At 39.7% G+C, this 12,460-nt stretch carries 8 protein-coding genes and 1 riboswitch; of the genes, 3 read left to right on the top strand and 5 right to left on the bottom strand.

Translation table 11 applies throughout. The features are described from left to right. Window positions 1-18: 18 nt before the first annotated feature. Entirely contained in the window at window positions 19-918 is a 900-nt protein-coding gene (locus OXPF_RS02215; RefSeq protein WP_054873577.1) for an MBL fold metallo-hydrolase, read from the bottom strand. 268 nt (window positions 919-1,186) lie between these two features. Continuing rightward, a riboswitch (Lysine riboswitch) is annotated at window positions 1,187-1,369 on the top strand. 293 nt (window positions 1,370-1,662) lie between these two features. Between OXPF_RS02215 and OXPF_RS02210 the strand changes: the two genes are divergently transcribed. Genes OXPF_RS02210 through dapB form a run of 3 tightly spaced genes read left to right on the top strand, consistent with a single transcriptional unit; the run spans window position 1,663 to window position 4,339 of the window. Continuing rightward, complete coding sequence (locus tag OXPF_RS02210) at window positions 1,663-2,652, top strand: aspartate-semialdehyde dehydrogenase (protein WP_054873576.1); 990 nt, start codon at window positions 1,663-1,665, stop codon at window positions 2,650-2,652. 25 nt (window positions 2,653-2,677) lie between these two features. Then, on the top strand, window positions 2,678-3,565 hold the full coding sequence (gene dapA, locus OXPF_RS02205; protein ID WP_054873575.1) for a 4-hydroxy-tetrahydrodipicolinate synthase: 888 nt from the start codon (window positions 2,678-2,680) through the stop codon (window positions 3,563-3,565). A gap of 6 nt (window positions 3,566-3,571) precedes the next feature. Beyond that, window positions 3,572-4,339, top strand: a complete 768-nt coding sequence (dapB, locus tag OXPF_RS02200) for a 4-hydroxy-tetrahydrodipicolinate reductase (RefSeq protein ID WP_054873574.1) — start codon at window positions 3,572-3,574, stop codon at window positions 4,337-4,339. Between the two features lie 155 nt (window positions 4,340-4,494). Here the strand turns inward: dapB and OXPF_RS02195 are convergent, their stop codons facing one another. From OXPF_RS02195 to carB, 4 genes are all read right to left on the bottom strand, one after another. Then, window positions 4,495-5,172, bottom strand: coding sequence for a hypothetical protein (locus OXPF_RS02195; protein ID WP_054873573.1), 678 nt, complete (start codon window positions 5,170-5,172; stop codon window positions 4,495-4,497). Window positions 5,173-5,513: 341 nt separating this feature from the next. Then, entirely contained in the window at window positions 5,514-7,091 is a 1,578-nt protein-coding gene (locus OXPF_RS02190) for a sodium:neurotransmitter symporter family protein (RefSeq protein ID WP_054873572.1), read from the bottom strand. Between the two features lie 432 nt (window positions 7,092-7,523). Next, the gene (locus OXPF_RS02185; RefSeq protein WP_054873571.1) at window positions 7,524-9,137 is read right to left on the bottom strand and encodes a peptide chain release factor 3; all 1,614 of its coding nucleotides are present in this window, start codon (window positions 9,135-9,137) and stop codon (window positions 7,524-7,526) included. A 124-nt stretch (window positions 9,138-9,261) separates the two neighbouring features. After that, on the bottom strand, window positions 9,262-12,459 hold the full coding sequence (gene carB / locus OXPF_RS02180; RefSeq protein WP_054873570.1) for a carbamoyl-phosphate synthase (glutamine-hydrolyzing) large subunit: 3,198 nt from the start codon (window positions 12,457-12,459) through the stop codon (window positions 9,262-9,264). Window position 12,460: the final 1 nt, after the last annotated feature.

The following is a 12,460-nucleotide window of genomic DNA, read 5'->3' as shown; positions in this document are numbered from 1 at the left end:
CTCCTTTCATATCTTACATTATACTAAAAAATAATATAGTTTACCATTTTCTATTTCATATGAGATGGTATCCTTATCGTACAGATATGCTAAAAATGCCGACATAGAGGATAAGCACAAGTGAAAGCTTCTGTAACTTATCTTCATGTTGTTTAAAATGCATATCTCACCAAAAAGCTCTTCCTTTGTCAGGGGCTGATTAAGAAGCTCCTTTATATCGGTCAGATGCTTTTCTATATTCAGTTTATTCTTTATGGCCAAATCCTTCATTTCCCCGTTGCTGTATGCTTTTGAACCATGGCCTAAGATATAATAATCATATTCCAAATTACCTATACATTCAATGGTCTTAAGCTGTTCTTCTATATCAAAGAGAAAAGGGAAGGAATATTTAGAAATAATATCTTCACTGAAAATGCTGTCCCCTAAAAAGCATACCTTATCCGGAGTGCATATTCCTATCTGCCCTTGTGAATGGCCTTTAAGGCTTATTATCTCAAACTTTTCATCATTTATTTTATTTACACCCCAATCCAAGATATTATCGATATAACTTCCTTTGGATTTGGCATTCCTTTTATGAAGCTCTTTATTAGGATAGGCGCCGTATATATATGAGTGAAACATGTAATCATTTTCTATAAAAAGCTTTTCATCCTCTGATGTGTAAAAAATTGTGCCGGGATGATGTTCCCTGAAATATGCATTGCCTCCGGAATGGTCCGGGTGGTTGTGAGTGTTTACAATATATTTTGGTTTTATTCCGTTGTTTGATAATATCTGGTCAATTTTAGAAGCAACGTTATTATTTAATCCAGTATCAATCATGAGACAGTATTTGTTTTTATATATGTACAGGCCTACATTTGTGGGATTATCGATATAATATGTATTGCCGTTTATTTTAATCAATTCCATTTTTATTCACCAATTTCTTTCCTTAGTAGATTATATACTTTTATGACGAAATCTATATATATTCTATCATCAATGTATCATTCATATAATACTTCTTTTGTTTTTTGGTGAGAAGTCAAAATAAATGGAACTATTTTAATTGGCCAGGGTAGCATTTACTATGCAGCTTAGTGCCTTTGTTTTTTGTGGTATATTTGTCAAAGTAGGTTGACATGCCTTGTATGCTTTTGTTATAATAACATAAACTTAATAAGTACCTCATCATAGATGGTGGGGTAGAGGCGCGGAAAATATGAGTAATATAATGGAGGCCGGCAGCCGTTGAAATTATATGAAAGGATAACCGCCGAAGCATTCAGAATGCCTGTCTGTATGCTGGGCCTGTATCAAAGAGGTACGGGACTGTCACATATGGTTTCCCTTAAATTATATGTGGAGAGCTATCTTGCTTTAGGGATATGAGGTGCATATATTCATAGCATTTATACGGCAGCTATGGGTGTATTGTACACCTTTAGTTGTCTTTTATTTTAGAAACTTATTATAAAGACATTCGAACCGCTGCAAGTCCTAGTACCTGTAGAACCAGGGCATAAGTCATAACTCGCTGACGCTCAAACAATGACTTATGCTTACCTGCCCCTTCGTTAACAGGTACACAGACTTTCCGCAATGTTCTACTGTCTTTAAAATAAGTTCACTGGATCAATATTTCGTTATTATATAGAGGAGGTAAGGAAGAAAATGAAAAAAGCTAATGTTGCCGTAGTAGGAGCAACAGGAATGGTAGGAAGAAAGATGCTTCAGGTTTTGGAGGAAAGGGATTTCCCCATAGAAAATCTGTACATGTTTTCATCAAAGAAATCTGCCGGTCAGAAAATAGTATACTGCGGCAAGGAATACACAGTGGAGGAATTAACCGAGACCTCCTTTGACAGAGGTATTGATATAGCACTGTTTTCTGCAGGCGGCTCCACAAGCCTTCAGTTTGCGCCCATTGCTGCTTCAAAGGGAACTGTAGTAATAGATAACAGCAGTGCCTGGAGGATGGATGAAAGTGTTCCTTTGGTAGTTCCCGAAGTAAACCCAGAGGATATAAACTGGAACAAGGGAATAATAGCAAACCCCAACTGCTCGACAATACAGGCAGTTGTGGCATTAAAACCCCTTCACGATGCCTACGGAATAAAAAGGATTGTTTATTCAACATATCAGTCAGTATCAGGTGCCGGAGTTTCGGGATATTCTGATTTAGAGGGCGGCTACAAAGGCGATGCGCCAAAGAAATTCTTGTATCCAATAGCAGGAAACTGCCTGCCTCATATAGACAGCTTCTTAGAAAACGGATATACAAAAGAAGAAATGAAAATGGTAAATGAAACCAAGAAAATCCTTCACGATGATAGCTTAAGGATAACGGCAACAACTGTAAGGGTTCCTGTATTCTATAGCCACAGCGAATCCATAAACGTTGAATTCAATAAAGACTTTTCAGTTAATGAAGTTAAAGAGCTTTTAAAGAGGAGTCCTGGAATTGTTCTTCAGGATGACCCTGAAAAGAATGAATACCCAATGCCTTTATACACTGCAGATAAAGACGAAGTATATGTGGGCAGGATTAGAAGGGATGAAAGCTTAGACTACGGTTTGAACATGTGGGTAGTTGCAGACAACATAAGAAAAGGAGCTGCAACAAACGCAGTTCAGATAGCCCAGCTTTTCTTAAATAAATAGATATAAATTGAAAGGATGGATAATTATGAGTCTTTTTACAGGCTCCGGAGTAGCCATAATAACCCCTTTTACCGAAGATGGAGTTGACTTTAAAAAATTAGAAGAGCTTTTGGAATGGCATGTAGCCGAGAAGACTGACGCCATAATAGTATGCGGTACTACAGGCGAAGCCTCCACCATGAGCTTGGATGAAAGAAAAGCAGCAATAAAATTCACAATAGATGTTATAAATAAAAGAATACCTGTTATTGCAGGTACCGGCACAAACAACACAAAAGCTTCCGTTGAAATGAGCAAATGGGCGGACGAAAATGGTGCGGACGGGCTTTTGGTCATAACCCCCTACTACAACAAGACAACTCAGCGAGGCTGTATTGAACACTTCAAAGCAATAGCAAAGGAAGTTACAAAGCCCATAATAATATACAATGTTCCTTCCCGTACGGGCTTGAACATACTTCCGGAGACATTGTATGAACTTACAAAAGTTCCAAATATAGCTGCCGTAAAGGAAGCCAGCTCCGATATAGTTCAGATAACAAGAATTGCACAGCTTTGCGGCGATAAGCTTGACATATATTCGGGAAACGATGACCAGATTGTGCCCATACTTTCTATCGGAGGAAAGGGCGTAATATCCGTAGTTGCAAATATCCTGCCAAAAGACACTCATGATATGGTGGCAAAATACTTCGAAGGTGACTTAAAAGGCTCATTAGACTTACAGCTTAAGATGTTTGATGTTATTAAGGCATTGTTCATAGAAACAAACCCCATACCGGTAAAAGAGGCACTTAACCTCATGGGTAAAAATGTAGGTGAATTAAGACTTCCCCTTGTAAATATGTCGGAAAAGAATCTTGAAATATTAAAGAAGGAAATGATAGCTTACGGAATCAGCATCCAGGGGTGATTATAAATGATAAGGATATTATTGAACGGGTGTAACGGAAGAATGGGCCAGGTGGTATCAGGGATGGTTAAAGATGATGAGGGTATAACCATAGCTGCAGGTGTGGATACCACTCCTGACAAGTTTATTAACGATTATCTCGTTTATCCCACCTTAAATGCGGTAAATGAAAAAACAGATGTAATAGTGGATTTTTCAAATCCAAAGGGCTTGCCTATACTATTGGCATACGGAATGGAAAATAGAATTCCAATGGTAATATGCACAACGGGTCACAGCCCTGAAGATAAGGAAAACATTAAATCAGCATCGGAAAAAGTGGCTATATTGACTTCCGCCAATATGTCCCTTGGTGTAAATCTTTTGTTAAGCCTGGTTAAGCAGGCTGCAAAGGCTTTAGAGGAAAACTTTGACATAGAGATAATAGAGAAGCACCATAATCAAAAGATGGATTCTCCCAGCGGTACGGCTTTAGCCATTGCAGATTCCATCAACAGTGCCTTGAAGGAGAAAAAGGAATATGTATATGGCAGGCATTCAAAGACTGGTAAAAGAACTTTTCAGGAACTGGGGATACATGCCATTAGAGGCGGAAATATCGTAGGAGACCATTCGGTGATATTTGCCGGTGCGGGAGAAGTTATTGAAATAAACCACTCGGCACTATCCCGGGATGTATTTGCCGTTGGTGCCATAAGAGCGGTAAAATTCCTATACGATAAAGACCCCGGATTATATAACATGAGCGATGTAGTTTCAAATGCTACAGCCTGAAATTAACTTCAGGCTGTTTTTCATTACGAAGTAACAAGGTTCCCGGGACCCGCCAGCAATCTATGTTGCTATATGATGATGGGTTCTTATTGTGTAACACAAGGTTCCCGGGACCCGCCAGCAATCTATGATTGCTACGGCGGGTGGGGTTCTTATTATATGAACATTCTTCTGTGCTTTGTTCCTATTGTAATAGTAAATATTGAGCTTATAAGCATAATGATACTTAAAAGTATTACAGCAATCATCAAGTTTTGAGTAAACTCAAATGACCTTCCTATATCCTGGGCGCGGGATAATATATGACCTCCTAAATCCCTGTGATGGTCCATGACTTCGAATTTCAGAACCATAACCGAAGTTAAAAGGGCCATGGGCATTGCAGACAATCCATACATAAGTCCTGTCTTGCTTCTTCTTTTTATCCCCTTTAATCCCATGTAAATAGGAACAAGAAGTATTAGAGGTACCGCCGGTCCAAGATACTGGGGAGAAAGAGCGACAAATAATGCACAGGATAAAAGATATCCTCTTACCAGCCAATTCAAAGGCTTCAGATTTCCCCTTAAGTCATAAAGCGCGGCATGTAAATAATTAAGATAATATCGCAGTTTTTTTGCATCCTTTAAACTTCCTCCCCTTATAAGCTCCTTACCCTTTTTTACCATGCTGTCATATATTTCTTTATGATGCTCCGATATATCCGTATTAGAATATTCATTCTTCAGAAAAGCTATTTCATCTTTCAGTGTTGCCTTTGGCATCTTGCTGTTTTCTGTCTTTTCAAGCTTTCCTAATATATCATCCAATATTAAGATTAAGCTTTTATTCATATATACACCTCCGAAAATGGGGCTGTCACATTTGAAACACTGCATTCGCTATGCTCGAGTTCTGCAAGCTCTAAGGTTCCCTGCCTTGAAAATACAAGAATTTTGATAACTCACTTCGTTCAAACAATCTAAAATTCTAAGTATTTTCTGCGGCAGAGTCACCAAGAACTTGCAGAGAACTCTTACAAATACTCATTTACGTTGTTTCAAATGCGACAGCCCCATTACATCTACTTAGAATGCTTAACCAATGATGAAAGAGTAAAAATTGATGCACCTATTATCAATACCCATGCAAAGGCCATAAAGCCTACAGCTCCCGCTGACATACAATTCCCTCCTTATGCTCTGACAACAATTTTTCCTGTCGCCAGCTCCTGGCCATATTTTCTTTTTATGGTGCTATAGGCCTGGATAAATCCGATTATGAATATAAAAATTATAACCAACCTTGCTCCCTGAACCCAGGGTATCAGTATTGGAGTGCTTTCAACAAAGCTGGGCACTAATTTAAAGTATCCGGCATTTATATAATCTTTAGTTGAGAATATCAAAAGTATTATGATTGAAACCGGCGTAAGGAATTGTACAAATACCTTGAAGAACCAAGAAGGTACCTTCCAGTAGCTTCCCTTGTTCATCTCATCATACGCCTTGCCTCTCATGAACCATCCGGCTGCTATAGCTTCAATCAAACCTAATACTACCAAAAGATAAGTTCCCACCCAGTTGTCTATTTCAGTGAAATAAGCCAGATCTGCAGTCTTGGTAAGTATAGGCTCCAATCCTACCGGAAGCCCCACAACGAAATAGAGGGCGAAGACCACAAAAGATGCCTTGTTTCTTACTATTCCCATTTCCTCTTCCAAAAGCGCAACAAGATAATTGTACATGGCTATTGCAGATGTAAATCCTGCAAAGAAGAGTATAAAGAACCATAAAGCACCGAAGAACTGGCCTCCTGCCATGGACTTAAATATATTTGGAAGAGCTATAAAGGAAAGTCCTACTCCTGATTTCAAGCCCTCGGTGCCTAAAAATGTATATGCTATAGGGACTGCTATGGTACCTCCCAAAATTACTTCGGCAAACTCATTTAAAGAAACAGTGGTTATACCCGATAAAATTATATCATCATCAGGTTTAAGATAAGATGCATAATTTGCGATTATACCCATGCCCAATGATAATGTAAAAAATATTTGCCCTGCTGCCGCAAGGGCTCCTGTCCAGCTCAATTCAGACCATCTTGGGGTCCAGATAAAGTTCAAGCCTGCAATTGGATTCCAGTCTGGCTTTACCGGTGCACCAAGGGTTAATGTCCTTATAATAAGTATGAATCCGAATAAATAGATTATAGGCATCATTATTTTGGCCCATGCCTCAATTCCCTTCTGGATGCCCTTCATAACGGCAAAAGCAAGGAAGGCAACAGATAGCAGCCAGAATATAAATATGTATCCCGGATTTTGTATATAGCTTGCAAAGAATGCTCCGGTATCCCCTGCATTCATATAACCTCCCGTAATGGAAAGGACCGCATATCCTAAAGTCCAGCCTATAACATGGTTATAATAAGAATTTACCAAAATAGTAACGGCAAAAGCCATCATTCCGGCAAGGGCTCCCATTAAAGCTGCCGCCTTGGGGCTTATACCTTCTCTGGCCTGCAGATAAATCATTGGCCCCAATGTGCCGTGGCCATACTTTCCGCCATAGCGGCCAAGGTTCCATTCCACCATCATAAGAGGAATACCTATAATTAATAATGCTGCAAAATAAGGAACCATGAAAGCTCCGCCGCCGTGTTTTCCAAGGAGGTAAGGATATTTCCAAAAGTTCCCCAAACCTACTGCATTTCCTGCCATAGCGAGAACCAGGCCTACTTTGCTCCCCCAGTTCTTTCTGTCCTCTGACATTTAAAATTCTCCCTTCTAGTTGTGTTACATTTATGCTTAAAATACTTTATTCAAACAAAAAAATGCCTGATAACGACCTGTTCCGTATGGGTTTAATTTAAGACTTATACAATGATACTGCTGTAAATAGTGCTGCAAATAATGCTGTATTTACCTTCAAAATATCTCTTCCTCACAATATTATGAAAGGCATCAAAAACTAAAACCCTCAAATCATTACTGGGCAATTTTTTTGTTGAACAAAGTATATAAACAATAAATATAATTTATCATATTTTTTAACAGTAGTGAAGTGCTTTTGTCGATATACTCAAAATATTTTGATAATTTGCTTGATTATACTAAATTCCAATATTATTTTACCCGCGTGACACGCAAAAAATGCATGTAAAAGCAGGCTATACCTATGAAGGAGCCTGCTTTTTAGCTCAATTAAAATTCATTTATGCTTTGAGACATTTCAAGAAGATTTATGCCTTTATTTCCTTCCACAAATCTCTGTATGCCCCATTCGTAGACAAATAGCACAACCAGGTCTTCGTTTTTATCGCGGGCTATCATGCTGTCACTGGAGATATAGAGCTTTGATATATCTGAATCTTTATAGTCCGCCCATCTTATGAATTTATAGGGCAGGTTTTGGATTCTTATATCCACACCATATTCATTCTTCAGGCGGTATTCCAGAACTTCCAGCTGAAGCATGCCTACAACCCCTATAATAAGCTCTTCTCTGCCTATATCCGTCTGCTTAAATACCTGTATGGTGCCTTCCTCGGATAATTGGCTGACACCCTTTATAAACTGCTTGCGCTTCATGGTATCAGCTGAATACACCCTGGCAAAATGCTCTGGTGGAAATACAGGTATGCCCTGATATTTAAAATAAGGCGGCTTTTGGCATAATGTATCACCTAAATTGAAAATCCCTGGATCGAATATGCCTATTATATCTCCGGGATAGGCTTCGTCAACAATTACCCTGTCCTGGGCTAAAAATTGCTGAGGCTGTGCTAATTTAACCATCTTTCCTGCCTGGACATGATTTACTTCCATGCCTTTTTGGAATTTACCCGAGCATATCCTCATAAAAGCTATCCTGTCGCGGTGAGCCGGGTTCATATTTGCCTGTATTTTAAAAATAAAGGCCGAAAAATTCTCATTGTCAGGATATACATCCCCTGCATCTGTAGTCCTCGGCATAGGCAATGTAGTCATTTCCAGAAATTCATTCAAAAATGGCTCCACGCCGAAATTTGTAATGGCGCTTCCGAAAAACATGGGGGTCAATTCTCCGTTATGGACCCTTTTTATATCGAATTCATCTCCTGCCATATCTAAAAGCTCAATATCATCGCAAAGCTTTCCGTATAAATGATCACCTAACAGTTCTTTGAATATTTCATCCTCGGTGCTTCCCACAGTGGATTCAACAGTTGCCCGGCCATGGTCTCCCCCTCCGAATACTTCAATTTGTGCAAGCTTTCTATTGTATACACCTTTGAAATTTCCGTCGGTGCCTATAGGCCAGTTTATGGGATATGACTGTATTCCCAGGACTTTTTCGATCTCTTCCATTAGTTCAAAAGGATCCTTCCCTGCTCTGTCCAGCTTGTTAACAAAGGTGAATATTGGGATTCCTCTCATTTTACACACCTTGAAAAGCTTTTTAGTCTGTGCCTCAACGCCTTTTGCAGCGTCGATAACCATTACCGCACTGTCGGCTGCTACCAGAGTTCTGTAGGTGTCCTCACTGAAGTCCTGATGCCCCGGTGTGTCAAGTATATTTATACAGTATCCGTTATATTCAAACTGAAGTACGCTGGATGTAACGGATATGCCTCTTTGTTTTTCAATTTCCATCCAGTCTGATGTGGCGTATTTTTGTGCCTTCCTGGCTTTTACCGTTCCTGCCAGCCTTATGGCTCCGCCATACAGCAATAATTTTTCTGTCAGTGTTGTTTTTCCTGCATCCGGGTGGGAAATAATCGCAAAAGTCCTTCTTCTGCTTACTTCTTCTAAAAATGTGTTGTTTTGCTCCGGCATTTTATTTCCTCTTTCTTAGGTATAATTAGATAGTCATATATGATTTTACAATTATGGTGCCCCATTGTCAATTAAAGAATATGGCCGGAAGCTTTCGCCTCCGGCTTCGGTTAAACTGTATTTTTTAATTGAATAAGTCCGTAAAAATTCTCTGCTTGACTCCAGATTTTAATGCTTTTACAACAGCCTTTGCAGTATCAACTGAGGTTAAGCACGCTACTCTTTTTTCCGCCGCCAGCCTTCTTATTTTATAGCCGAACCTGTCAGGCTCCCTGCCTCTCGTAGGTGTGTTTACAATGATATCAAGCTCCCTGTTCTTTATAATGTCAAGAAGAACATTTTCATTTCTGTCTATATCATCTAAGACATTGCAGGGAATGTCATTATACATTAAATATGCTCCGGTTTTTTTAGTGGCATATATCAAGTAATCCATTGAATGCAATTCCTTTGCAATTTCAAGTACATCTGCTTTATCTTTATCTGCTACGGTCAGCAATGCCTTTTTCTTATCCCCTATCTTTATTCCTGCACCTGAAATTCCTTTTAGAAGGGCTTCGTTCAAATCATAGGAAATCCCCAATGTCTCTCCTGTGGATTTCATTTCAGGACCTAAACCCGGCTCCACCAATTTGAGCTTTTCAAAGGAAAATACCGGCACTTTTACGGCATAATAATCCTTGTCCTTGCATTTGCCCACTCCAAAGCCCATACCGGCAATCTTCTCACCGCACATGCAGCCCACGGCTATATCAATCATGGGGATTCCGGTAACCTTCGATAAATATGGTACCGTTCTGCTGGAGCGGGGATTTACTTCTATTATATATATATCATCTTCACGTACGATAAATTGTATATTCACAAGTCCAATGACATTTAATTCCCGGGCAATTTTTTCGCTGCATTTTACTATATCCTCCTGTACCTTTTGTGAAATTGTAAATGGAGGATAAACAGATATACTGTCTCCGGAATGAATTCCCGTCTTTTCTATATGCTCCATTATTCCCGGTACAAGTATGTCCTTGCCGTCAAAAATCAAATCGACCTCTGCTTCCGTTCCTTTGATGTATTTATCAACTAAAACGGGATGCTCATTTTCGCCCTGCTCATTTATTATATCCATGTATTCTTCAACATCGCTGTCTGAATATGCTATTACCATTCCTTTGCCGCCAAGCACATAGGACGGCCTTATAAGTACGGGGTATCCTAAGCTGTTAGAGCTTAATAATGCCTCTTCCTTGGTTAAAACACTGTAGCCTTTAGGCCTTTTTATATTAAGCTTTTCCAGCATAGCATCAAATTCTTTTCTGTCTTCCGCCATATTAATGCTCTCATATCCGGTGCCATATATTTTAATGCCGGTTTTTGAAAGCTTTTCGGCAAGCTTTATGGCAGTCTGGCCTCCGAACTGCAGCACTATTCCATCAGGCTTTTCATTTCTTATAACCTCATATACGTCCTCAAAAGTCAAGGGCTCGAAATACAGCCTGTCGGCGGTATCAAAATCCGTACTTACAGTTTCAGGGTTATTATTTATAATGATGGTCTCGTATCCTCTTTTTTTAAAAGCCCAGACTGCATGAACGGTGCAATAATCAAATTCTATCCCTTGGCCTATTCTTATGGGGCCGGAACCAATGATTAGCATCTTTTTATTTTGAGTGCTTATTGCCTCGTTATTTCCGCTGTAATCGGAATAGTAATAAGGGGTATAGGCTTCAAATTCTCCCGAACAGGTATCAACCATCCTGTAAGATGCCATTATGCCTTCCGTCTCCCTTATTGCCCTTACTGTGTTTTCGTCACTGCCTATAAAGTAAGCTATGGCAACATCACTGAAGCCCATTTTTTTAGCCTTATTGAGAATTTCCATGTCAATTGTCTTTATAGTGTATGCTTTCAAGCTCTCTTCCATGGTGATGATATTTTTAAGCTTTTTAAGAAACCACCGGTCAATCATAGTGAGTTCATAGAGCTTATCAATGCCAACGCCACGCCTTAAGAGCACAGAGAGGGCAAGAAACCTTTCATCATCGGCGGTTTTTATCCTATCTTCAATTTTGGTATTTGTAAATTCCGTAAATCTTTGGCTGTCCAGATGATACATATTAAGCTCCAATGAGCGTACAGCTTTTAAGAAAGCTGCTTCGAAGCTGTCCCCTATGGACATGACCTCGCCGGTTGCTTTCATCTGGGTCCACAAGGACCTGTCTGCCTTTACGAATTTATCAAAGGGCCATTTGGGTATCTTAACAACTATATAATCCAATGCCGGCTCAAACATTGCCACCGTCTTTTTTGTAACGCTGTTTTTAATCTCATCCAAGGTATATCCAATTGCTATTAAGGTGGACACCTTTGCAATTGGGTATCCCGTTGCTTTTGATGCAAGGGCGCTGGAGCGGCTTACTCTGGGGTTAACCTCTATTACCTTGTATTCGTAACTTTGAGGATTTAGTGCAAACTGTACATTGCAGCCGCCTTCGATGTTAAGAGCCGTTATGATTTTAATGGATGCATTTCTTAACATCTGGTGCTCATAGTCTGACAATGTCTGTGACGGAGCGACGACAATGCTGTCCCCGGTGTGTACCCCGACGGGATCAAAGTTTTCCATATTGCATATGATTATGGTATTGCCGTTTTTATCCCTTATGACCTCATATTCGATTTCCTTCCATCCTGCGATTGATTCTTCTATTAAAACCTGATTAACCCTGCTTTCTGCAAGGCCTATATTGCTTATTCTTATTAGTTCTTCTTCATTTGATGCTATACCCCCGCCGCTTCCCCCTAAAGTATAAGCTGGCCTGACAATTACAGGATAGCCTGCCTTTGAGGCAAAGGATACGGCACCCTCTATATTGTTGACAACAGCACTTAAAGGAATAGGTTCATTTATGTTTTGCATGGTCTTTTTGAATTCATCCCTGTCCTCGGCTTTCTTGATGGCCGTTGCATCCGTCCCTAAAAGCCTTACACCATGTTTATCAAGTATGCCTTTTTCATAGAGCTCCATTGCAAGATTCAGTCCCGTCTGGCCCCCTAAAGTTGCCAGCATGGAATCGGGGCGCTCATATGCGATTATCTGTTCAACAATTTCAACATTTATTGGATCGATATATATTTTATCTGCTATTTCTTTATCAGTCATGATGGTGGCGGGATTGGAATTTAAAAGTACTACCTCTATCCCTTCATCCTTAAGGGTCTTGCATGCCTGTACTCCTGCATAGTCAAATTCGGCCGCCTGCCCTATTATTATAGGGCCCGAGCCTATAACAAGCACCCTTTTTATGCTGCAGTCCTTCATT

Source organism: Oxobacter pfennigii (genome assembly GCF_001317355.1).
Classification (GTDB): Bacteria; Bacillota; Clostridia; order Clostridiales; family Oxobacteraceae; genus Oxobacter; species Oxobacter pfennigii.
This window is presented reverse-complemented; position numbering and strand designations above follow the sequence as displayed.

Bases quoted from the DNA above. Each gene is read 5' to 3' on its own strand.
- OXPF_RS02215 (WP_054873577.1), bottom strand. From the start codon at position 918: ATGGAATTGATTAAAATAAACGGCAATACATATTATATCGATAATCCC.
- OXPF_RS02210 (WP_054873576.1), top strand. From the start codon at position 1,663: ATGAAAAAAGCTAATGTTGCCGTAGTAGGAGCAACAGGAATGGTAGGA.
- dapA (WP_054873575.1), top strand. From the start codon at position 2,678: ATGAGTCTTTTTACAGGCTCCGGAGTAGCCATAATAACCCCTTTTACC.
- dapB (WP_054873574.1), top strand. From the start codon at position 3,572: ATGATAAGGATATTATTGAACGGGTGTAACGGAAGAATGGGCCAGGTG.
- OXPF_RS02195 (WP_054873573.1), bottom strand. From the start codon at position 5,172: ATGAATAAAAGCTTAATCTTAATATTGGATGATATATTAGGAAAGCTT.
- OXPF_RS02190 (WP_054873572.1), bottom strand. From the start codon at position 7,091: ATGTCAGAGGACAGAAAGAACTGGGGGAGCAAAGTAGGCCTGGTTCTC.
- OXPF_RS02185 (WP_054873571.1), bottom strand. From the start codon at position 9,137: ATGCCGGAGCAAAACAACACATTTTTAGAAGAAGTAAGCAGAAGAAGG.
- carB (WP_054873570.1), bottom strand. From the start codon at position 12,459: ATGAAGGACTGCAGCATAAAAAGGGTGCTTGTTATAGGCTCGGGCCCT.